The organism is Bradyrhizobium sp. 521_C7_N1_3 (assembly GCF_052075975.1).
Taxonomy (GTDB): domain Bacteria; phylum Pseudomonadota; class Alphaproteobacteria; order Rhizobiales; family Xanthobacteraceae; genus Bradyrhizobium; species Bradyrhizobium japonicum.
This window is the reverse complement of sequence record NZ_CP197232.1, coordinates 7,191,711-7,212,983: the sequence shown is the minus strand read 5'-3', so window position 1 is coordinate 7,212,983 and position 21,273 is coordinate 7,191,711. Positions and strand designations below refer to the sequence as shown.

Below are 21,273 nucleotides of genomic sequence, written 5' to 3'. Positions count from 1 at the left end.
GTTCTTCTGTTGGCACGGTAGCCCGGGCCATGCCCCTGTCAATTGGCGCTACCGCATGCCGCCATGCTTGCCGACGGTTTGCGGTGCGCCAGTGCGCCCGCAGCATCGCTTCGTCGCCCAGCCGATACGGAGAGGTCGACGAACCACCGCTTGCTCTTCCCGTGCGACGAGCCCATGCTTGCCAGGTTCCTGGGCCCATCCGGCAGGTCCGGGAGCTCGCGCCATCGCGGCTTCCGCGAGGTCCTGACCCATGAACTGCTCTTGCTGTGGTTTAGAGGTCCAGAGCGGCTTTGCCTTCTGCCCGAAGTGCGGCACGAAGCAGCCGAACGCGTGCCCCGGCTGCGGCTTTCCATGCGCGCCGGATTTTGCCTATTGCCCGAAATGCGGTGTCTTCGTCTCTGAGGTCCCCACAGGCGGCGAGCAGGCATCGGCGCGGACGAACCCGACGACGCTCCCGATCCGGTCCTCCTCTCCGCCGCTCGTGCCGGCGGAGGACGCTCAAGCCGCATTTCGAGCTCCGTCGGACAAGATCGACAGCGAGGCGAACCGCCGCACCATCACGGTGCTGTTTGCCGACCTCAGCGGCTTCACTGCGATGAGCGAGCGGCTCGACCCCGAGGTCATGCAGACGCTTCAAAACGAATTGTTCGAGGAGTTGACGGCCGCGGTGCAAAGCTTTGGCGGCTTCGTGGACAAATTCATCGGCGATGCGCTGCTGGCTCTGTTTGGTGCGCCGGCGGCGCACGAGGACGACCCGGAGCGAGCGGTGCGCGCTGCCCTCGACATGATCGGCCGGACGGCGCGCCTCAGCGAACGCGCGGAGGCGTATGCCGGTTCACCGCTGTTGCTCCATGTCGGCATCAACACCGGGCACGTCGTCGCGGGCGGGCTCGGTGCGGGTGTCTCCAAATCCTATTCGGTGACCGGCGACACGGTGAATACTGCCCAGCGACTACAGTCGATGGCGGCTCCGGGCGAGGTGCTGGTCGGGCCGTTGACTCACCGTCTGACGCGGCATGCGTTTTCCTATGACTCGCTTGGCGAGGTCTCGCTCAAGGGCAAGATGGGCAGCGTGCTGGTCCACCGTCTGAAGGAGCCGCTCGACACGCCCCGTGCGGCGCGCGGTCTCGACACGCTGGGCCTCAATGCGCCGCTGATCGGGCGCGACGCCGAGCTTGCGCGCCTGATCGGCAGCCTTGATCGCGCGTGCGGCGGCGCGGCTCAACTGGTGCGGCTGGTCGGTGAAGCCGGCATCGGGAAAACGCGCCTGGTCAGCGAATTCGTCGCGCGCATCCGCGACCAGGATCGCTTCGCCGGCGTGGCGATCCGGCACGCGGCGTGCTCGCCGCTCGGCGAACAATCCTACGGCACTCTCGCCGCCGTGCTGCGCAGCGCCTATGGCATCGCGCAGAAGGCGGGCGCCGCAGAGGCGGAGGCAAAGGTCGCCGAAGCGCTGTCGGAGCTTGGCCTCGCGACCGACGAGGCCGACCGCCTGATGCCGCTCTATCTGCACGTCCTCGGCCTCGGCGACCCCAACGCCGCGCTCAGGCATGTCGAGCCCGAACAGCTCCGCCGACAGATATTCTTCGCGATTCGCACCGTCTTCGAACGCCGCCTGGCACTGTCGCCACTGCTGATCATCGTCGAGGATCTGCATTGGGCCGACGCGGTGTCGCTTGAAGCGTTGCGGTTCCTGATGGACCGGCTGGAGCGGACGCGGCTGATGCTGCTGTTTACGCGTCGGCCGATGCTCGAACTGGACCAGTTCGGTTCGAGCAGGATCAGTCACACGACCCTTCGGCTGCCCCCGCTTGGCGACGCCGACGGACAAAGGCTGCTCGCGGCCTATTTCAGTCACGGTTGGCGTGAACCGCCGGGAGGTCTGTTCGGTCGAATCCTCGATCGCGCCGGCGGCAATCCGCTTTTCCTCGAGGAGATCATACGCGGCCTGATCGAAGCCGGCACCCTGGAGCGCGACGGCGCTCAGTGGCGGATGAAGTCGGATGAAGCCTCCGCCGATATTCCGGCAAGCATTCAGGCGTTGTTGCTGGCGCGTCTCGACCGGTTGCCGCATCAGGTGCGCCGCCTGGCACAGGAGGCCGCCGTGATCGGCCCGCGGTTTGATGCGGCCGCTCTCGGTGCGGCGGCAACCGAGCCGGCAAGGGTTGAAGCAGGGCTCGAGCTTCTGTGCGACGCGGAGATCATCGAGGAGATCGCGGGCGCGAACTCGATTTCGCTGCGGACCTACCGCTTCACGCAAACCATGCTTCAGGACGTGATCTATCAAAACCTGCTTCTGCAGCGCCGGATCGAGCTTCATGGACGGATCGGCGGGGCGCTCGAGAGGCTCTATGGCCATGAGCCCGAGCGCCTCGAAGATCTCATCCTGCTCGGACATCACTTCAGTCTGAGCGCGAGCAAGCCGAAAGGCGCACGCTATCTGCGCGCGGCCGGCGATCGCGCTCGCGCCAGCTATGCCAACGACGATGCCATCCGTCTCTACCAACAGGCCCTCGCCGTGCTGTTGACCGGCGGCGAGCGGGAGCCGGAACGTCTGGTCCTGTACGAGCGAATTGCAGACCTCTGTGCCGCGGCTGGCCGCCGGAACACGGCCGAGGAGCACTATCAGAGCGCGTTGGAGGGGCACCGCGCCATCCAGGACCGGATCGGCGAAGCGCGAATCCTTCGCAAGCTTGGCCGATTGCTGTGGGACGCCGGCAAGCGGATCAAGGCAGAGACGCATTACGCCGAGGCGGCCAACCTGCTTGGGGGGACCGACGCGCCCATCGAGTGGGCGCATCTGTTGCAGGAGCGCGGCCGTCTCGCGTTTCGGACCGGCGATCACGTGGCCGCCGCAAGATGGGCAGACGAGGCGCTCGGCTACGCACGGTCCGTACCGGCGGACGCGGACGAGCAGGCCGGTCTCGAGGCGGCGCGCGCCATTGCGGAGGCCCTCAACACCAAGGGCGTTGCGCTGGCGCGGCTTGGACGACACGAGGAGGCGGTGCGCGAGGTGGAGCAAAGCGTTGCAGCCGCCGAAACCGCCGGCCTCCTCAACGTAGCCTGCCGCGGCTACACCAATCTCGGTGTGCTCTACACGATCGTCGATCCGGCGAAAGCCGTGGAGGTCTGCCGGCGCGGACTCGATGTCGCGCGTCGGATCGGGGATCTCGGCTTCCAGGCGCGTCTTCTCGCCAATTTTGCCGTTGCCTGTTGCACCTTCACGGACAGATGTACCGAGGAAGGGGTACCGGCTGCCGAGAAGGCGATCGAAATCGACCGGGCGCTCGATCAGCGCGAGCATCTCTCAGTGCCCTTGATCGTGCTCGGGCAAATCCATCAATGCCACTTCCGCCCCGATCTGGCCGCCCTCTGCTACAATGAGGCAATCGAGGTGGCGAACGAAACCGGCGAACCGCAGCAGCTCTTTCCATGCTATGATGGTCTTGCGACGCTGAGCCTTGATCGAGGCGACATGCCCGAGGCCGACCGATATTTCGCGCTGGCGCATGATGTCTGCGCCCGCCACGGGCTTGATCCCGCCGGGCTGATCGTACTGCCATTTCTTGACTAGTTCATATGAAGGAGTTTCAACCATGCCAGAACTTCATGTCGATGGACCGCTTCAACCGGGCGATCGCGCACCGGACATCGTGCTGGACGCGATCACACGCGACGGAACGATCTCGCTCCAGGATTTTCGCGGGCACAGCCCGATACTGATCGGCTTGTTTCGGGGGCTGCACTGCCCGTTCTGTCGGCGCCATATCGCGGCACAGGCGCAGCTTGACGCAGCCCTGCGCGACAAGGGCGTCGAAAGTCTCACGGTCGTCAATACGCCCATCGAGCGCGCGCGGCTCTACTTCCGCTATCATCCCTTGCCCAATCTGCTCGCCGCGTCCGACCCCGAGCGGGTCTCGCACCGCGCGTTCGGCCTGCCCACTATCGAGTTTACGGAGAACGAAACCGAGTGGCCGCGCAAGGTGGGTATGGACGTCGTCAAGAGCATGCAAGTGGATGTGCCCGGCGAAACGTCGGGGTCGATGAATCGGCTGGCGGCTGCCGAGTACCTCAACAACAAGGACGGTTACGAGATGATGGAGGCCGATCAGCGCATGGCGGCAACCGGCCAGGGCCAGCTGTTCGGCCAGTTCCTGCTCGATCGCGAGGGGATCGTGCGCTGGACCTTCACCGAGGTTCCTGAAGGCGGCCACCGCATGTTCGGGGCTCCGAGCCCTCAGGAGTTGATGTCGGCCGCCTCGCAGCTGGCGAGCTAGGCATCGTCGGCCGGTGATTAACCCGCCACCCTCGGCCGCTTCTCGGCGAGCGCTGCCGCCATCGCCGAGATCAGCGGGCGCATGAAATAGTGATCTTCCGCCGGTGCGATGTCCGTACGCAGGCCATGCGCAGCGAGCTCTCCCGACACCGCAGGACCCACCGACGCAATCAGCGTCCGCTCCAACCCTGCGCGCAACTTCGCCTCGCTGCTATGTGCCTTCGCAGCTTCCACGAGGCGGCGGACCTGGCCAAGATTGGTCAGCGCGATGGAATCGATTCGCCCCTCGGCCATGTCGTCGATGGCGGCGACGATGTTGGCATCCGCTGCCTTGGAATCGTAGGCATAAGGCAGCACGGTATCGACATCGGCGCCTTGCGCGGCAAGCGCGCCGGTCAGTACGCTGTGGTCCTTGTCCGGATAAAGCTGAAGGCCGACGCGTCGCCCCTTCAGGTCGAGCCTGCCCAGCATTTCGATCACGCCCTCGGTGGTCGGCTTCTCCGTGGTCTGCTGCGCATCGAGGGAGATCTCGCGCAATGCCTTGCCGGGCTTCGGGCCGCGGGTGAATTTTCGCGACTTGGCAAGCGCTGCGACCAGAGCCTGGTCGAGACCACGGGTCCGCGCGAGCTTCATGATCCGCCGCAGGCCTTCGCCCGTCATCAGCACGAGGTCGTCAAAGGGCTGGTCGATGGCGCGGCGGATCCAGGCCTCGACCGGGGCGGGATCGGGCGCGTCGTGAATGGTGAACATCGGGCACTGCACGACATCGGCACCCTGCTCGACCAGAAGCTTTGAAAACTGCGCCTCCTCGCGCGTCTCCAGGATCAGGATGCGGTAGCCGTTCAAGCGGTCGGCCATGGGTGTGCTCCGGCGGTAAATTGCAATGGTCCGTTCATCCTGACTCCGCGCTTTATGTAGAAGCAAGTCTTGGGGTCAAGTCTTGGGATCAAGTCTTGGGATTGGCGCAAGGGCAGGGTCGGTGATAGAGCAGGGCGCAAATCGCGGGTCGTTCCGCAGTCGCTGCCCAAACCTTCATCAAGAGCCATGCCCGATCATCAATATGTCCTGACCCTGTCCTGTCCGGATCGTCCCGGCATCGTCTCGGCGGTGTCGACCTTCCTGGCCCACAACGGACAGAACATTCTCGATGCCCAGCAGTTCGACGACGTCGAGACCAAGAAGTTCTTCATGCGCGTGGTGTTCACCGCGGCCGATCTCGCCGTGGAGCTGTCGGCGCTCCAGACCGGCTTTGCCGCGATCGCGGAGCGTTTCGGCATGGAGTGGCAGATGCGCGACCGTGCCGCGCACCGCAAGGTGATGCTGCTGGTGTCGAAGTCCGACCATTGCCTGGTCGACATCCTCTATCGCTGGCGCACCGGCGAGTTGCCGATGGTCCCGACCGCAATCGTCTCCAACCATCCGCGCGAGGTCTATGCCGGGCTCGATTTCGGCGGCATCCCGTTCCACCATCTGCCTGTCACCAAGGAGACCAAGCGCGAGCAGGAGGCGCAGATCCTCGATCTCGTCGCCGAGACCGGCACCGATCTCGTCGTGCTCGCGCGCTACATGCAGATCCTGTCGGACGATCTTTCCGCCAAGCTTTCCGGCCGCTGCATCAACATCCACCACTCGTTCCTGCCGGGCTTCAAGGGCGCAAAGCCCTATCACCAGGCCCATGAGCGCGGCGTCAAGCTGATCGGCGCGACCGCCCATTACGTCACGCGCGACCTCGACGAAGGCCCGATCGTCGATCAGGACGTCGAGCGCATCAGCCACCGCGACACCCCGGAAGATCTCGTCCGCAAGGGCCGCGATATCGAGCGGCGCGTGCTGGCCCGCGCGATCCGCTACCACCTCGACGACCGCGTCATCCTCAACGGCCGCAAGACCGTGGTGTTCATGGATTGATTGCCCGTCGTTCCGGAGCGCGCGACGCGCGAATCCGGAACCTCGAGATTTCCGGGTGCGCAATTGCGCACCATAGTTCGCCTCTGCGAGGCGCCCCGGAGTGACAGCGAGATCGTTGTCGTGCCTCAGCGCACCGCGCCGCCCGACGTGGACCCCGTCGCACCCTTCTGCGCCTGCTCTTCCTTCTCCCGATCGGCCGCCGGCAGCAGCCGCTTGCGTTCGCGCTCTTTCATGTAGGCGTCGTATTGCGGCGTGCCGGGCCGCGGCGGTGCGTCGGCCGGCAGGCCGCCGGCCCATTGCGGGACGTAGTCGCCCATGCCGGCGGAGAGCTTTTCGTTGACGGTGCCGCAGCCGGACAGCCCCGCGGCGAGCGCTACGAGGGTGAGGACGGAGCGGAAGGGCTTGAGCATTGTGCGCGCGCGAATTCGGTCAGGTTGGACGCCGGGTTAGGCTGGCGCGGGAAGAGTAGTCTTCAACAAGGTAAAATAGACTTATTCGAGATAGGTAATTAGCTACCGGTTTGCGGTGAACCGAAGCCTCGCCGGTGTCCGAATTCTGCAAAAGAAAGACGAAATCCTCCATCCACGCGGCTGGCCGCTTTCTAGACTGTGCCAAGGGGCGCGCGACAAACTGGCTTGGTCGGCGGCGGGGCTTTTTCGTTGACAGGTCCATTTTATTTGTACAATCGTACAAATAGGAGCGGCCAGGATGGGGATGCTCGGGTTACCCCGACGTAACCACGGCATCGCTCCTGTCGCCGGCAATCGGGACGCGCGGCTTGCGCCGAATGGTCGCCAAACGTCCGATTGACAATAAGGGCGCGAAAGACGCCATGTGGCGCGACATCGCGCATGCGTGAGCCAAGGTTGAGCCAAGGACCGGGCACTCGGTCCGGCGCACAAGAGGTCAGGAATGAAGGGGAGGGACATCTGATGTTCGAACGGAAGACGTTTTCTTACAAGGTCTCTTGGACCGCAGCAGCGGCCGCCATCGCGGGCCTTGCGGCCATCGTGCCGGCCAGGGCCGAGGACACCGTCAAGGTCGGCCTGATCCTGCCGATGACCGGCGGCCAGGCCTCGACCGGCAAGCAGATCGAGAACGCGATCAAGCTCTACATGCAGCAGAAGGGCGACACCGTCGCCGGCAAGAAGATCGAGATCATCCTCAAGGACGACGCGGCGATTCCGGACAAGACCAAGACGGCCGCGCAAGAGCTGATCGTCAACGACAAGGTCAATTTCATCGCCGGCTTCGGCGTGACACCGGCCGCGCTCGCGGCCGCACCGCTCGCAACCCAGGCCAAGATCCCGGAAGTCGTGATGGCGGCCGGCACCTCCATCATCACGGAGCGCTCGCCCTACATCGTGCGCACCAGCTTCACGCTGGCGCAGTCCTCGACCATCATCGCCGACTGGGCGGTGAAGAACGGCATCAAGAAGGTGGCGACGCTCACCTCCGACTACGCGCCGGGCAACGACGCGCTGAACTTCTTCAAGCAGAACTTCACCGCCGGCGGCGGTGAGGTGGTCGAAGAGGTGAAGACGCCGCTCGCCAATCCCGATTTCGCGCCGTTCCTCCAGCGCATGAAGGACGCCAAGCCCGACGCGATCTTCGTGTTCGTGCCGGCCGGCCAGGGCGGCAACTTCATGAAGCAGTATGCCGAGCGCGGCCTCGACAAGGCCGGCATCAAGGTGATCGGACCCGGCGACGTCACCGACGACGACCTTCTCAACAACATGGGCGACGCCGTGCTCGGCACGGTCACCGCGCATCTGTATTCCGCGGCGCATCCCTCGCAGATGAACAAGGATTTCGTCGCGGCCTACAAGAAGGCCTTCGGCAACCGTCCGGGCTTCATGGCCGTGAGTGGCTATGACGGCATCCACCTCATCTACGAGGCGCTGAAGAAGACCAATGGCGACACCGACGGGACCAAGCTGGTCGAAGCCATGAAGGGCCAGAAGTGGGAAAGCCCGCGCGGCCCGATCTCGATCGACCCCGAGACCCGCGACATCGTGCAGAACATCTACATCCGCAAGGTCGAGAAGGTCGACGGCGAGCTCTACAATGTCGAGTTCGCGACCTTCGAAGCCGTCAAGGATCTCGGCAAGACCAAGAAGTGACCCGCGAAAGCGGGGCATCCCGGGGAGCGCATTAGCGCGAACCCGGGATCTCGAAATTGCTGAAACGAGATTCCGGGTTCAGCGCTGCGCGCTGCCCCGGAATGACGAGTGATTACCAGGGTTTACCCGCTTCCGATGACCTCTATCCTCACCAACCTGTTCGATGGCGTTGCCTACGGCATGCTGCTGTTCGTGCTCGCTTGCGGGCTTGCGGTCACGCTCGGCCTGATGAACTTCGTCAATCTCGCCCACGGCGCCTTCGCCATGGCCGGCGGCTATGTCTGCATGGTCCTGGTCAACCGGATGGGCTGGCCGTTCTTCGCCGCGCTGCCGCTCGCCTTCGTCTCGTCGGCCGCGATCGGCATCGTGCTCGAACGCACGCTCTACCGCCATCTCTATACGCGCAGCCATCTCGACCAGGTGCTGTTCACGATCGGTCTCACGTTCATGTCGGTCGCGGCCGTCGACTACATCCAGGGCTCGTCGCGAGTCTTCATCAATTTGCCGGCTGCGCTCCAGGGCCAGTTCGACGTGTTCGGCGTCGGTATCGGCCGCTACCGGTTGATGATCATCGTGATCTGCGGCCTGCTCACCATTGGTCTCCAGATGGTGCTGGCCAAGACCCGTTTCGGCAGCCGGCTGCGCGCCGCGGTCGATGATCCCCGTGCCGCGAGCGGCCTCGGCATCAACGTGCCGCAGGTGTTCGCCTTCACCTTCGCTTTCGGTTGCGGGCTCGCCGGTCTCGGCGGCGCGCTGAGCGCCGAGATCCTCGGCCTCGATCCGTATTTCCCGCTGAAGTTCATGATCTACTTCCTGATCGTGGTCACCGTCGGCGGCTCGTCCTCGATCACCGGGCCGTTCCTGGCCTCGCTCCTGCTCGGCATCGGCGACGTCGCCGGCAAATATTACGTGCCGAAGATGGGCCCCTTCGTGATCTACACCATGATGATCGTGATCCTGATCTGGCGCCCGAACGGCCTGTTCGGCCGCACGGCCGCGCGTTGAGGCCGCCGATGAGCGCTTCCTCCGACGTCGGTTATCACGCCCAGCGCCAGGCGCGCTGGCACTATGGCGAAGTCGCCTTCTGGCTCGTCGTGCTGGCCTGCGGCTTCGCATTTCCCACGCGCTATCTGATCATGACCGACATCCTGCGGCTGGCGCTGTTTGCGATGTCGCTCGATCTCATCCTCGGTTATGCCGGCATCGTCTCGCTCGGCCATGCCGCTTTCTTCGGCGTCGGCGCCTACGCCGCGGGGCTCCTCGCCTTGCATGGGATCATCAACGAGCCCGTGCTGGCGCTGATCGTAGCCGGCCTTGCCGCTATGGTGCTGGGCTTCGCCACCAGCTTCCTGGTGATCCGCGGCGTCGACCTGACCCGGCTGATGGTCACGCTCGGCATCGCGCTGCTGCTTGAGGCGCTCGCCGAGCGCTTCTCCAACATCACCGGCGGCACCGACGGCCTCCAGGGCATCGAGATGCAGCCGATCTTCGGCGAGATTCCGTTCGACATGTTCGGCAAGACCGGCTTCTTCTACTCGCTGGCCGTGTTGTTCCTGTTGTTCCTGTTCGCCCGCCGCGTCGTGCATTCGCCGTTCGGTCTGTCGCTGCGCGCGATCAAGAACAATCCGCTGCGCGCCGCCGCCATCGGCATCCCTGTCAACCGCCGCCTGATCGCGATCTACACGCTCGCGGCGTTCTATGCCGGCATCGCGGGCGCGTTGTTCACCCAGACCACGGCGATCGCCTCCCTCGACGTATTCGCCTTCGAGCGTTCGGCCGATTTGATGCTGGTGCTCGTCATCGGCGGGACCGGCTATCTCTATGGCGGGCTGGTCGGTGCGGTGGTGTTCCGCATGCTCCAGGAATTGTTCTCCACCATCACCCCGCAATATTGGCAGTTCTGGATCGGTCTCGTGCTGGTCGTGATCGTGCTGGTCGGCCGCCAGCGCCTGCATCGCTGGGTGCTGTACGTGCCGAACCTGGTCATCAAGCAGGTTGCCGGACGCAAGGCCGTCGTTGCCGTGCCGGAGAGCGACTCATGACCATCGCGCTCGAAACCCAGAATCTCGAAAAGCAGTTCGGCGGCCTGCGCGTGACGCGGGACCTGTCGCTCAAGGTCGAGCAGGGCGCCCGCCACGCGCTGATCGGCCCGAACGGCGCCGGCAAGACCACGGTCATCAACCAGCTCACCGGCGTGCTCAAGCCGAACTCGGGCCGGATCCTGCTCGAAGGCCAGGACATTACTGATTTGCCGGTGCACAAGCGCGTGCTGCGCGGCCTGTCGCGCACCTTCCAGATCAACCAGCTCTATCCCGACCTGACCCCGCTCGAGACCATCGGCCTTGCCGTCTCCGAGCGCCTCGGCCATGGCGGCGACTGGTGGCGGCGGATGGGTACGCGGAGCGACGTCAATGGCGAGATCGCCGATCTCCTGAGGCGCTTCCATCTGCTCGACGTCATGAACGAAGAGACCGTGACGCTGCCTTACGGCAAGCAACGCCTGCTCGAGATCGCGGTCGCGATCGCCGCCAAGCCGCGCGTGCTGCTGCTCGACGAGCCCGCCGCCGGCGTGCCGGAGAGCGAACGCCACGACATTCTCGCCGTCGTAGGCAGCCTGCCGCGCGACGTCACCGTGCTCCTGATCGAGCACGACATGGACCTCGTCTTCTCCTTCGCCGACCGCATCTCGGTATTGGTCTCGGGCGCGCTGCTCACCGAAGGTCCGCCCGACGTGGTCGCGCGGGACCCGCAGGTCAAGGCCGTCTATCTCGGCGAGGAGGCGGTCAATGTCTGACCTGCTCGCGATCGACGCCCTGCGCGCCGGCTATGGCGAAGCGGTGGTGCTGCCCAACATGTCCCTGCGCCTCGCCGAGGGGCAGGTGCTTGCGCTGCTGGGCCGCAACGGCACCGGCAAGACTACGCTGATCAACTCCATCGTCGGTGTCACCCGCCGCTTCTCCGGCTCGGTCGCGCTCGCCGGCACCGATGTCACGAGCTTGCGGCCCGATCAGCGGGCGCGCGCCGGCATTGGCTGGGTGCCGCAGGAGCGCAACATCTTCCGCTCGCTGACGGTGGAAGAGAACATGACCGCGGTGGCGCAGCCCGGCCCCTGGACGGTCGAGAGGGTCTACGAAATGTTCCCGCGGCTGAAGGAGCGGCGGACCAATTTCGGCAACCAGCTCTCCGGTGGCGAGCAGCAGATGCTGGCGATCGGCCGGGCGCTGACCCTCAACCCCAAAGTTCTGCTGCTGGACGAGCCGACCGAGGGCCTCGCCCCCATCATCGTCGAGGAGCTTCTGAAGGCGATCGGCACCATCACCCGGGCGGGCGGCATTTGCTCGATCATCGTCGAGCAGAACGCGCAAAAGATTCTGGGGCTCGCCGACCGTGTTGTGATATTGGAGCGCGGAACGATCGTCCACGACGCCCCGAGCGCCGCGCTGAAGGCCGACCCGTCGGTTCTCGAGCGCCACCTCGGCGTCGCAGGGGCGGCGGCCCACTAAAATATCCCGGGAGTAGAAAATGCAGCGAACCAAAGCCCCCTTCCGCGCCGACGAGGTCGGCAGCCTCTTGCGTCCCGCGAAGATCAAGGAGGCCCGCGCCAGGCTCGAGAAGGGCGAGATCTCGGCTGACGATCTGCGCAAGATCGAGGACATGGAGATCGAGAAGGTCGTGCACAAGCAGGCCTCGATCGGCTTGAAGCTCGCGACCGACGGCGAATTCCGCCGCTCCTGGTGGCACTTCGATTTCCTGGCCAAGCTCACGGGCTGCGAAATGTTTCACCCGGACACGGGCATCCAGTTCGCGGGCGTCGAGACGCGGCATGACGCGGTCCGCGTGATCGGCAAGCTCGATTTCCCCGACGACCATCCGATGCTGGATCACTTCCGCTTCCTGAAGAAGTCCGCCGACCAGGCCCACGTCACCGCCAAGATGACGATTCCCTCGCCGGCCGTGCTGCACTTCCGCGGCGGCCGCAAGGCGATCTCCAAGGACGTCTATCCCGATCTCGACGCCTTCTACGAAGACCTCGGCAAGACCTACCGCAAGGCCGTGAAGGCGTTTTACGATGCCGGCTGCCGCTATCTTCAGTTCGACGACACCGTGTGGGCCTATCTCTGCTCGCAGGACGAACTGAAGAAGGCGCGCGAGCGCGGCGACAATCCCGAGGGTCTCCAGCAGATCTATGCGCGCGTCATCAACTACGCGCTGGCCGAGAAGCCGGCCGACATGGTGGTGACGACGCATGTCTGCCGCGGCAATTTCCGCTCGACCTGGATTTCTTCGGGCGGCTACGAGCCCGTGGCCGAGACCATGCTCGCCGGCACCAATTACGACGGCTACTTCCTCGAATACGACTCTGACCGCGCCGGCGGCTTCGAGCCGCTGCGCTTCCTGCCCAAGGGCAACAAGGTCGTCGTGGTCGGCGTCATCACCTCGAAGTTCGGCGAGCTCGAGAAAAAGGACGACATCAAGCGTCGCCTCGAAGAGGCCGCCAAATTCGCGCCGCTGGAGCAGCTCGCGCTGTCGCCGCAGTGCGGCTTTGCCTCGACCGAGGAAGGCAACATCCTCTCCGAGGAAGAGCAATGGGCCAAGCTCGGCCTTGCGGTCGAGATCGCGAAGGAAGTGTGGGGCAACTAAATTTGCCGCGAGGCCGCTGTCATTCCCCGCGAAAGCGGGGAATCCAGTACGCCGCGGCTTTTCGGTGAATCACGGACGTCTCGGCGTACTGGATCGCCCGATCAAGTCGGGCGATGACACCGAGTGAGTGGCGGGCAGCGTCACACCCTCGAAAACCAGTGCGCTCACCCGCCCTCACTTCTCCGCCAGATAGACCTCGCCCAGCAGCGACGAGTTCGACCACGGCACCTGCTTGTTCTTCGTGCTCGAGACCACTTCCGCCCGCACGCGCGTCAGCATCTGCTGCACCTCCAGCCCCGGCGTGCCGAGATGGCGGGAGAGGGCGGCGGAGAACGGCGAGTTGGCGCCTTCGCCGTCGAGCGCGACCTGGCCCGGCGCAGTGGCGAACGCGATCAGCGTGCCCGCGCCCAGCGTTGCACCGGCGCCCAGGCTCGTTGGCGCTGCGAGGCCCGAAGCGCCCTCGATGCCTCGGTTGGTGCCGGCGGCGGCGACCTGCTGCGCCATCGGGTTGTTGCGGCAGGCATCGAAGATCAAAATGTTGGTGCGGACCTGGTCGTCGAGGCCGGCCATGATCGTGTCCATGTCGATCATCGCCTCCGTCATGCCCGCGCCCGGCTTGAGCTCGACGTCAACGGGAATGAGGTAGTTGCGGCCGTCGACCTGCACGCCGTGGCCGGCATAGTAGACCAACGCGACCTGTGCCCGCGCCGCCTCGCGCAGGAAGTCGCGCGTCACTTTCTGCATCGCTGCGCGGTCGAGATCGATGCCCTCCGACACCGTGAAGCCGATGTCGCGCAGGCTCCTGGCGACGGCGCGCGCATCGTTGGCCGGATTGGGCAGCGCCTTGACATGCGCGTAGGCGCCATTGCCGATCACCAGTGCGAGGCGCTTGCCGGGCGTCGCCGGGGCAGGCGAGGGCGCAGGCACCGCGCCCGTTTGCTGCGGGGCCGGCTGCGTCACCGGTGACGGCGCATCGCGCGGGACGGGGGTGAGCGCATCCGTCACCAGCGACAGCCGCACCTTGGCGGTGGCCTGGTTGGCCTTGCTGCCGGCATCGGAAGCCACGATAGCCAGCGTGGCCTTGTAGTCGTCGCGCGCATGGGCGTAGTCGCCCTTCGCCTCATAGGCCAGCGCGCGGTGGATATAGCCTGATATCAGCACGCTGTTCGGCGGCGTCATGATGTTGACGGGCGGCTTCTCCTTCGCAAGCCGGATCGCCTCGCTGCCATCGGCAATGGCGCGATCGAGATCGCCTCGCACGCGCCAGATCGCGGTGCGGTTGATCAGCGGCTGTGGCAGCGTCGGGTCGAGCCGAATCGCCTGGTTGATGTCGGCAAGCGCGCCGTCGAGATCGCCCAGCGCCTCCTTCGCGATGCCGCGGTTCTGGAACGAGAACGTCGATTTGGGCTGCAGCTTGATCGTGGCATCGTAGTCGGCAATCGCCTTAGCGTAGTCACCCTTGCCGCGCCAGGCGTTGCCGCGATTGTGGAAGATGGTGCCATCAGCCGGGCCGAGCTTCAGCGCATCGTCGAAATCGGCGATCGCGATGTCGTAGTCGCCCTTGTCGTAATAGGCCGATCCCCTGAGATTGTAGACCGCCTGGCTCGGCTGGAGCCGGATCGCCTCGGTGGTGTCGGCGATCACCTTCGAATAGTCGCCCTTCTTGTTCCAGCCGACCGCGCGCCAGAAATAGATCGTCGCGAGCTGCTCGCCGCGAAACACCTTCAGCGCGACGATCTTGTTGCAGGCGTCGATCATCTGGTCCGGCGGCGTGGTGTCGGTGGTGCAGAGCGGCCCGAGCTGGCTGCGCGCCTGCGCGAAGGCGGGCGCGGCCCACAGGGTTGCTGTGAGCAGGCAGAGCGCGACGAGCAGGCGGCGCATGGCGATGGTCCCTTGAAGGAGAGGCGCTTGTTTGTTGCCCGGCGATGCGCCGGGGTTCACGCGCTCGTCATTGGACGTGGGGTAAAGCGGGGGAGGGTATTCCCTCAGTGGGCAGATTTTGCTACGACGCTGGTTCCCAACATTTTTGCCCACCGCTTTCCCACTCATGAAGAACGACGAAATCCTCAGCCAAATCACCGAGTTCTGCCGCAAGGCGGACATGGCGGAATCGACGTTCGGCCGGCGCGCGGTGAACGATGGGAAGCTGGTCCATCGCCTGCGCGAGGGAAAGCGCATCACGATCGACACGCTGGAGCGGATCCAGGCCTATATCGCCGCATCGACGACGGGCGGCCTGCCGCCGCCGCGGGGGCTCCAGGTGCCGCCGGAAAAACGCGATCCGCGCGGCAATTTCCGCTTCTTCGAGAACCGGCAAAAATACCTGCTGTTCGTCCATACCTGCAGCGAGAAGCGGGTGGTCGCCGAGCGCGTGGCGCTGGAGCTCGCCAGCATCCATCCGCGGCCGCCGGCGCTGCGTATCTTCGACGCGGGCGTCGGCGACGGCACGGTGCTGGCCCGGGTCCTGCGCGCAACACACCAGCGCTATCCGCACATGCCGTTCTACGTGGCCGGCAAGGAGCTCAGCCTCGAGGACCTGCGGCTGACGCTGGAGAGAGTCCCGGACCGCATTTTCGAGCATCCGGCGTCGGTGTTCGTGTTCACCAACATGTTCTACTCCGAGGCGCCCTGGCTCACGCCGGCATCGCCTGCGGCGGCCGCGGCCACCGTCTGGCACGAGGTTCCGCTACGGGGCGCCTCATCGGGCGAGTTCGAGCAGCAGATCGCCGAGTTGAGGCCGTTCCTGGAGCAGAACTGGCGCGCCGCGATCAGCCCGCGCACGGCCATGCCGCTCTACGAGCGGCCCGTCGTCCTGGTGCTCTACCGCGAGGACCACAGGTTCCTGCTGGATTCGACCATTCCGCGGCCGGGCCAGACCGAGGCCAATTTCGACCTGGTCATTGCGTCCCAGCCCTACCGCGCTCTGTCCTCGGTCAATTTTCGGGCCAAGCGGATCATTGCACCGCTGGCGCGGGCGCTCCGGCCGGGCGGGCGGCTGATCGGTATTCACTCCCATGGTCACGATCCCGGCATGGAAATGATCCAGGCGATCTGGCCTGGAGAAAATCCTTTCTCGGTCAGCCGTCATGAGCTATTGCGCGCGGTAAAGTATGAGCTCGGGTCGTTGGGCCGCGACCTAAATTTTAATGCTTATGCGGACAACCGTTCAATCTTCAGGTATGATATGGAAGCGCTGCCCAACGAGGTGACGGGTACCATCGGAACCTCGACGGCCTTTGCAGCGTGGAATGCGGCGGTGTATGTGGCGCAGATCGAGGACGACCGATTGGCAGAAATGACTCAAAACGGCCGCACTCTGGATGCCGCCCGGGACGTGCTGCGGAAGTACAACGGGCTCTGGTTTCTCGACGAGTCCTACGTCATCTCGCGACGGCGTGATTGACATAATCCAAGGTTAAACATCGCAAACGCCCGCCAGGTTAACGGCGGAACAAGGGGTTACTGATGCGCGCGTCCTATCTCTTCACCAGCGAGTCCGTGTCCGAGGGCCATCCCGACAAGGTCTGTGACCGGATTTCCGATGAAATCGTCGATCTGTTCTACCGCGAGGGGCCGAAGGCCGGCATCGATCCGTGGCAGATCCGCGCGGCCTGCGAGACGCTCGCGACCACCAACAAGGTGGTGATCGCCGGCGAGACCCGCGGTCCGAAGTCGGTCACCAACGAGCAGATCGAGAGCGTCGTGCGCGCCGCGATCAAGGACATCGGCTACGAGCAGGACGGCTTCCACTGGGAGAAGGCCGATATCGAGATCCTGCTGCACCCGCAGTCCGCCGACATCGCGCAGGGCGTCGATGCGCTGCAGCCGGGCGAGGTCAAGGAAGAGGGCGCAGGCGACCAGGGCATCATGTTCGGTTACGCCACCAACGAGACGCCTGATCTGATGCCGGCGCCGATCTTCTATGCCCACAAGATCCTGCGCCTCATCTCGGAAGCGCGTCACTCCGGCCGCGAGAAGGTGCTGGGTCCGGACTCCAAGAGCCAGGTCACCGTGCAGTACGAGAACGGCAAGCCGGTCGGCGTGCGCGAGATCGTGGTGTCGCACCAGCATCTGGTCGAGGACATCTCGTCGAAGCAGATCCGCGACATCGTCGAGCCCTATGTCCGCGAGGCGCTGCCGAAGGACTGGATCACGCCGAAGACCATCTGGCACATCAATCCGACCGGCAAGTTCTACATCGGCGGTCCGGACGGCGATTCCGGCCTGACCGGCCGCAAGATCATCGTCGACACCTATGGTGGCGCGGCCCCGCATGGCGGCGGTGCGTTCTCCGGCAAGGATCCGACCAAGGTCGACCGTTCGGCGGCTTACGCGGCGCGCTACGTCGCCAAGAACATCGTCGCGGCCGGTCTCGCCGATCGCTGCACCCTCCAGCTCGCCTACGCCATCGGCGTCGCGCGTCCGCTGTCGATCTACATCGACACCCACGGCACCGGTAAGGTGTCGGAGGACCAGCTCGAGAAGGCCGCCGCCAAGGCGATGGATCTCACCCCGCGCGGCATCCGCAGCCATCTCGACCTCAACCGCCCGATCTACGCGCGCACCTCGGCCTACGGCCATTTCGGCCGCACGCCCGACAACGAGGGCGGCTTCTCCTGGGAGAAGACCGACCTGGTCGAAGCGCTTAAACGCGCAGTCTAAGTACCAACGTCATTCCGGGGCGCCGCGACAGCGGCGAACCCGGAATCCTTGTCCATCATGCCGAGATTCCGGGTTCGTCCCTCCAGGGCGACCCGGAACGACCAATTCAACAACAGGACCTCCGCTATGAATGCGAAGCCCGGCTTCACCGATTACATCGTCAAGGACATTTCGCTCGCCGATTTCGGCCGCAAGGAACTCTCGCTGGCCGAGACCGAGATGCCCGGCCTGATGGCCACCCGCGAGGAGTTCGGCCCGAAGCAGCCGCTAAAGGGCGCGCGCATCGCCGGCTCGCTGCACATGACGATCCAGACCGGCGTGCTGATCGAGACGCTGGCGGCCCTCGGCGCCGACATTCGCTGGGTCTCCTGCAACATCTATTCGACGCAGGACCACGCTGCCGCCGCGATCGCGGCCGCCGGCATTCCCGTCTTCGCCGTCAAGGGCGAGACGCTGAAAGACTACTGGGACTACACCGCAAAACTGTTCGACTGGCACGGCGGTGGTCACCCGAACATGATCCTCGATGACGGCGGCGACGCCACCATGTACGTCCATCTCGGTCTGCGCGCCGAGAACGGCGACACCGCCTTCCTCGACAAGCCCGGCTCCGAGGAAGAGGAAGTCTTCTTCGCGCTTCTGAAGAAGCAGCTCAAGGAGAAGCCGAAGGGCTACTTCGCCGAGATCGCCAAGAGCATCAAGGGCGTTTCCGAAGAGACCACCACGGGCGTGCATCGTCTCTATGACATGCAGAAGGCCGGCACGCTGCTGTGGCCGGCGATCAACGTCAACGACAGCGTCACCAAGTCGAAGTTCGACAACCTCTATGGCTGTCGTGAATCGCTGGTCGACGGCATCCGTCGCGGTACCGACGTGATGATGTCGGGCAAGGTTGCGATGGTCGCGGGCTTCGGCGACGTCGGCAAGGGCTCGGCCGCGTCGCTGCGCCAGGCCGGCTGCCGCGTGATGGTGTCGGAAGTCGATCCGATCTGCGCGCTGCAGGCCGCGATGGAAGGCTACGAGGTCGTGACCATGGAAGACGCCGCGCCCCGCGCCGACATCTTCGTCACCGCGACCGGCAACAAGGACATCATCACGATCGAGCACATGCGCGCGATGAAGGATCGCGCCATCGTCTGCAACATCGGCCATTTCGACAACGAGATCCAGATCGCGGGTCTGCGTAACCTGAAGTGGACCAACATCAAGCCGCAGGTCGACGAGATCGAATTCCCCGACAAGCACCGCATCATCATGCTGTCGGAAGGCCGCCTCGTGAACCTCGGCAACGCGATGGGCCATCCGTCCTTCGTGATGTCGGCCTCCTTCACCAACCAGACTCTGGCGCAGATCGAGCTGTTCGCCAACAACAAGGACGGCAAGTACAAGAAGGAAGTCTACGTGTTGCCGAAGTCGCTCGACGAGAAGGTCGCGCGCCTGCACCTCGCCAAGATCGGCGTCAAGCTCACTGAGCTCCGCAGGGACCAGGCCGACTACATCGGCGTCAAGCAGGAAGGTCCGTACAAGTCGGATCACTACCGCTACTGAGATCGCATCCAGCTGCGACACGAAGGCCCCGGAGCGATCCGGGGCCTTTTTTTGTAGGCTCGTTGTGCTACGCTCGGAGGTAGAGCCAAAACAAGCCCGCCACTTCTCAAGCGGGTGGCCGCGTTTCCCACGTTCATTGTCAGATGCATATGGAGGGAATGCGATGTCCAGCGAAGCCAACGTTCAGTTGCTCAAGGAAGCCTATCGTCGGTGGAACGACAGCAAGGGCGGCAGCGTCGACTTCTGGTTCGACAGCGTCATGGGCCCGCAGATCAAATTCGACTCGCTTCCGCAGGGAGCTCCGGCGGTGCCCTTTGCCAAGTGCTATGACGACCGCACTCAGCTGCGTGGCTATTTCGAGGGTCTGCTGGCTGACTGGAGCATGCTGCACTACACCATCAATGAATACGTCGCGCAGGGCGACGCTGTTTTCGCGCGCGGCTCAACTGCCTGGACCAATAAGAGGACCGGGAAGGTCGCTGAGACACCGAAGGTCGATTTCTGGCGCTTCAAGGACGGCAAGGCGATCGAATTCTACGAGTATTTCGACACAGCCCTCGTCTACGACGCTGCCACTGCCTGACGGTTGCAATTCGGCACGGCGTCGCCCATCCTGTGCCGGGGAGAACGCCATGACCGCAACCGCAGAACATTTCGACGTGTTGATCGTCGGTGCCGGCCTGTCCGGCATCGGCGCGGGCTATCATCTGCAGAACAAGTGCCCGGGCAAGAGCTACGTCGTTCTCGAGGGGCGCGACTGCATCGGTGGGACCTGGGACCTGTTTCGCTATCCCGGTGTCCGCTCCGACAGCGACATGTTCACGCTCGGCTATTCGTTCAAGCCGTGGACCGATCCGAAGGCGATCGCCGACGGGCCGCAGATCCTGAATTACGTACGCGAGACAGCAGCCGAGAACGGCATCGAGAAGCACATCCGCTTCCGCCATCGCGTCAAACGCGCGTCTTGGTCCACGCCGGACGCGCGCTGGACCGTCGAGGCCGAGCGCACCGCAGGAGAGGGCGCAACCGAACTCGTGCGCTTCACCTGCAATTTCCTGTTCATGTGCTCGGGCTATTACAAATACGAAGCGGGCTATACGCCGGAGTTTGCGGGCGTGACGGATTTCGCCGGCCGCATCGTGCATCCGCAGAAATGGACCGAGGACATCGACTACGCGGGAAAGCGCGTCGTCGTGATCGGCTCGGGCGCAACCGCAGTGACGCTGGTGCCGGAGCTGGCCAAGAAGGCGGCGCAGGTCACCATGCTCCAACGCTCGCCGACCTACGTGGTGTCGCGCCCGGCGCAGGACCCCGTCGCCAACAAATTGCGCCGCAATCTGCCGACGCGGCTTGCCTATCATGTCATCCGCTGGCGCAACGTGATGTGGGGGATGTTCTTCTTCCAGCTCAGCCGGCGCCGGCCTGCCAAGGTCAAGGAGCTGGTGCTCAAGGGCGTGCAGATGGCGCTCGGCCCGGACTACGACGTCGCGACCCATTTCACGCCGCGCTACAATCCCTGGGACCAGCGGCTCTGCCTCGTGCCCGACGGCGATCTGTTCAAGGCGATCCGCGAGCAGCGCGCCGCCGTCGTCACCAACGAGATCGACGCCTTTACGCGCGACGGCATTCGCCTGAAGGATGGCAGCGAGCTTGCGGCCGACATCATCGTCACCGCGACGGGGCTGGTGCTCCAGGTCGTCGGCGGTCTCGAGGTCAGCGTCGACGGCCGCGCCGTCGATTTCGCCAACACGCTGACCTACAAGGGCATGATGTATGCCGACGTGCCCAACATGGCGTCGGCCTTCGGCTACACCAACGCGTCCTGGACGCTGAAATGCGATCTCACCTGCGAATATGTCTGCCGGCTCATCAACTACATGGACCGGCACAATTTCCGCCAGTGCATGCCGCACAATGACGATCCTGAAATCACCGCGCAGCCGTCGCTCGATTTCACCTCGGGCTATGTCCAGCGCGCGGTCGCGAAGATGCCGAAGCAGGGCTCGAAGCAGCCGTGGAGGCTGTACCAGAACTATGCACTCGACATCGTCTCCTTGCGCTTCGGCAAGATCGACGACGGCGTGATGCAGTATTCCTGATCACGCCGCCGCCCGC

At 64.6% G+C, this 21,273-nt stretch carries 17 protein-coding genes; 14 read left to right on the top strand and 3 right to left on the bottom strand.

The features are described from left to right. Window positions 1–250: 250 nt before the first annotated feature. Complete coding sequence (locus AB7008_RS34075) at window positions 251–3,574, top strand: adenylate/guanylate cyclase domain-containing protein (protein WP_441260210.1); 3,324 nt, start codon at window positions 251–253, stop codon at window positions 3,572–3,574. Window positions 3,575–3,596: 22 nt separating this feature from the next. Beyond that, window positions 3,597–4,277, top strand: a complete 681-nt coding sequence (locus AB7008_RS34070) for a redoxin domain-containing protein (protein ID WP_304490608.1) — start codon at window positions 3,597–3,599, stop codon at window positions 4,275–4,277. A gap of 17 nt (window positions 4,278–4,294) precedes the next feature. Here the strand turns inward: AB7008_RS34070 and AB7008_RS34065 are convergent, their stop codons facing one another. Beyond that, window positions 4,295–5,134 (bottom strand): uroporphyrinogen-III synthase, encoded by an 840-nt coding sequence (locus AB7008_RS34065; protein WP_441260209.1) that lies wholly within the window; start codon window positions 5,132–5,134, stop codon window positions 4,295–4,297. Between the two features lie 186 nt (window positions 5,135–5,320). Here AB7008_RS34065 and purU point away from each other — a divergent pair, with 186 nt between their 5' ends. Next, a complete protein-coding gene (purU, locus tag AB7008_RS34060; RefSeq protein ID WP_028152006.1) occupies window positions 5,321–6,184 on the top strand; it encodes a formyltetrahydrofolate deformylase in 864 nt (287 codons plus the stop codon). Window positions 6,185–6,309: 125 nt separating this feature from the next. On the opposite strand, the gene AB7008_RS34055 is transcribed toward purU, so the two are convergent. Then, window positions 6,310–6,594 carry a hypothetical protein gene (locus tag AB7008_RS34055; protein WP_014493877.1) on the bottom strand — a complete coding sequence of 95 codons (285 nt, stop codon included), beginning with the start codon at window positions 6,592–6,594 and terminating at the stop codon, window positions 6,310–6,312. 522 nt (window positions 6,595–7,116) lie between these two features. Between AB7008_RS34055 and AB7008_RS34050 the strand changes: the two genes are divergently transcribed. From AB7008_RS34050 to AB7008_RS34025, 6 genes are all read left to right on the top strand, one after another. Continuing rightward, window positions 7,117–8,307 (top strand): ABC transporter substrate-binding protein, encoded by a 1,191-nt coding sequence (locus tag AB7008_RS34050; protein ID WP_028159832.1) that lies wholly within the window; start codon window positions 7,117–7,119, stop codon window positions 8,305–8,307. Between the two features lie 135 nt (window positions 8,308–8,442). After that, the gene (locus tag AB7008_RS34045) at window positions 8,443–9,312 is read left to right on the top strand and encodes a branched-chain amino acid ABC transporter permease (RefSeq protein WP_014493879.1); all 870 of its coding nucleotides are present in this window, start codon (window positions 8,443–8,445) and stop codon (window positions 9,310–9,312) included. An 8-nt stretch (window positions 9,313–9,320) separates the two neighbouring features. After that, on the top strand, window positions 9,321–10,349 hold the full coding sequence (locus tag AB7008_RS34040) for a branched-chain amino acid ABC transporter permease (protein WP_039152397.1): 1,029 nt from the start codon (window positions 9,321–9,323) through the stop codon (window positions 10,347–10,349). Further along, a complete protein-coding gene (locus AB7008_RS34035; protein ID WP_039152394.1) occupies window positions 10,346–11,101 on the top strand; it encodes an ABC transporter ATP-binding protein in 756 nt (251 codons plus the stop codon). The genes AB7008_RS34040 and AB7008_RS34035 overlap by 4 nt, the downstream gene beginning before the upstream one ends. Further along, window positions 11,094–11,810, top strand: a complete 717-nt coding sequence (locus AB7008_RS34030) for an ABC transporter ATP-binding protein (protein WP_014493882.1) — start codon at window positions 11,094–11,096, stop codon at window positions 11,808–11,810. The genes AB7008_RS34035 and AB7008_RS34030 overlap by 8 nt, the downstream gene beginning before the upstream one ends. Before the next feature lie 19 nt (window positions 11,811–11,829). Continuing rightward, window positions 11,830–12,948 carry a cobalamin-independent methionine synthase II family protein gene (locus tag AB7008_RS34025; RefSeq protein WP_028159829.1) on the top strand — a complete coding sequence of 373 codons (1,119 nt, stop codon included), beginning with the start codon at window positions 11,830–11,832 and terminating at the stop codon, window positions 12,946–12,948. A gap of 174 nt (window positions 12,949–13,122) precedes the next feature. Here the strand turns inward: AB7008_RS34025 and AB7008_RS34020 are convergent, their stop codons facing one another. Beyond that, window positions 13,123–14,829 (bottom strand): caspase family protein, encoded by a 1,707-nt coding sequence (locus tag AB7008_RS34020; RefSeq protein ID WP_441260208.1) that lies wholly within the window; start codon window positions 14,827–14,829, stop codon window positions 13,123–13,125. Between the two features lie 166 nt (window positions 14,830–14,995). On the opposite strand from AB7008_RS34020, the gene AB7008_RS34015 reads away from it, so the two are divergent. The 5 genes from AB7008_RS34015 to AB7008_RS33995 all read left to right on the top strand — a co-directional run bounded on the left by AB7008_RS34015 (window position 14,996) and on the right by AB7008_RS33995 (window position 21,257). Continuing rightward, window positions 14,996–16,351, top strand: a complete 1,356-nt coding sequence (locus AB7008_RS34015) for a hypothetical protein (protein ID WP_028159827.1) — start codon at window positions 14,996–14,998, stop codon at window positions 16,349–16,351. Window positions 16,352–16,413: 62 nt separating this feature from the next. After that, entirely contained in the window at window positions 16,414–17,610 is a 1,197-nt protein-coding gene (gene metK / locus AB7008_RS34010; RefSeq protein WP_014493886.1) for a methionine adenosyltransferase, read from the top strand. A 126-nt stretch (window positions 17,611–17,736) separates the two neighbouring features. Beyond that, window positions 17,737–19,158, top strand: a complete 1,422-nt coding sequence (gene ahcY, locus AB7008_RS34005) for an adenosylhomocysteinase (RefSeq protein WP_441260207.1) — start codon at window positions 17,737–17,739, stop codon at window positions 19,156–19,158. Window positions 19,159–19,321: 163 nt separating this feature from the next. Continuing rightward, complete coding sequence (locus AB7008_RS34000) at window positions 19,322–19,741, top strand: nuclear transport factor 2 family protein (protein WP_248878835.1); 420 nt, start codon at window positions 19,322–19,324, stop codon at window positions 19,739–19,741. Window positions 19,742–19,790: 49 nt separating this feature from the next. Then, window positions 19,791–21,257 carry a flavin-containing monooxygenase gene (locus AB7008_RS33995; RefSeq protein WP_441260206.1) on the top strand — a complete coding sequence of 489 codons (1,467 nt, stop codon included), beginning with the start codon at window positions 19,791–19,793 and terminating at the stop codon, window positions 21,255–21,257. Window positions 21,258–21,273: the final 16 nt, after the last annotated feature.

What these genes read in the sequence shown, in the direction of transcription:
- AB7008_RS34015 (WP_028159827.1), top strand. Translation starts at nt 14,996, where the DNA reads ATGAAGAACGACGAAATCCTCAGCCAAATCACCGAGTTCTGCCGCAAG.
- AB7008_RS34050 (WP_028159832.1), top strand. Translation starts at nt 7,117, where the DNA reads ATGTTCGAACGGAAGACGTTTTCTTACAAGGTCTCTTGGACCGCAGCA.
- purU (WP_028152006.1), top strand. Translation starts at nt 5,321, where the DNA reads ATGCCCGATCATCAATATGTCCTGACCCTGTCCTGTCCGGATCGTCCC.
- AB7008_RS33995 (WP_441260206.1), top strand. Translation starts at nt 19,791, where the DNA reads ATGACCGCAACCGCAGAACATTTCGACGTGTTGATCGTCGGTGCCGGC.
- AB7008_RS34000 (WP_248878835.1), top strand. Translation starts at nt 19,322, where the DNA reads ATGTCCAGCGAAGCCAACGTTCAGTTGCTCAAGGAAGCCTATCGTCGG.
- AB7008_RS34070 (WP_304490608.1), top strand. Translation starts at nt 3,597, where the DNA reads ATGCCAGAACTTCATGTCGATGGACCGCTTCAACCGGGCGATCGCGCA.
- AB7008_RS34075 (WP_441260210.1), top strand. Translation starts at nt 251, where the DNA reads ATGAACTGCTCTTGCTGTGGTTTAGAGGTCCAGAGCGGCTTTGCCTTC.
- AB7008_RS34065 (WP_441260209.1), bottom strand. Translation starts at nt 5,134, where the DNA reads ATGGCCGACCGCTTGAACGGCTACCGCATCCTGATCCTGGAGACGCGC.
- AB7008_RS34055 (WP_014493877.1), bottom strand. Translation starts at nt 6,594, where the DNA reads ATGCTCAAGCCCTTCCGCTCCGTCCTCACCCTCGTAGCGCTCGCCGCG.
- AB7008_RS34045 (WP_014493879.1), top strand. Translation starts at nt 8,443, where the DNA reads ATGACCTCTATCCTCACCAACCTGTTCGATGGCGTTGCCTACGGCATG.
- ahcY (WP_441260207.1), top strand. Translation starts at nt 17,737, where the DNA reads ATGAATGCGAAGCCCGGCTTCACCGATTACATCGTCAAGGACATTTCG.
- AB7008_RS34035 (WP_039152394.1), top strand. Translation starts at nt 10,346, where the DNA reads ATGACCATCGCGCTCGAAACCCAGAATCTCGAAAAGCAGTTCGGCGGC.
- AB7008_RS34040 (WP_039152397.1), top strand. Translation starts at nt 9,321, where the DNA reads ATGAGCGCTTCCTCCGACGTCGGTTATCACGCCCAGCGCCAGGCGCGC.
- AB7008_RS34025 (WP_028159829.1), top strand. Translation starts at nt 11,830, where the DNA reads ATGCAGCGAACCAAAGCCCCCTTCCGCGCCGACGAGGTCGGCAGCCTC.
- AB7008_RS34020 (WP_441260208.1), bottom strand. Translation starts at nt 14,829, where the DNA reads ATGCGCCGCCTGCTCGTCGCGCTCTGCCTGCTCACAGCAACCCTGTGG.
- AB7008_RS34030 (WP_014493882.1), top strand. Translation starts at nt 11,094, where the DNA reads ATGTCTGACCTGCTCGCGATCGACGCCCTGCGCGCCGGCTATGGCGAA.
- metK (WP_014493886.1), top strand. Translation starts at nt 16,414, where the DNA reads ATGCGCGCGTCCTATCTCTTCACCAGCGAGTCCGTGTCCGAGGGCCAT.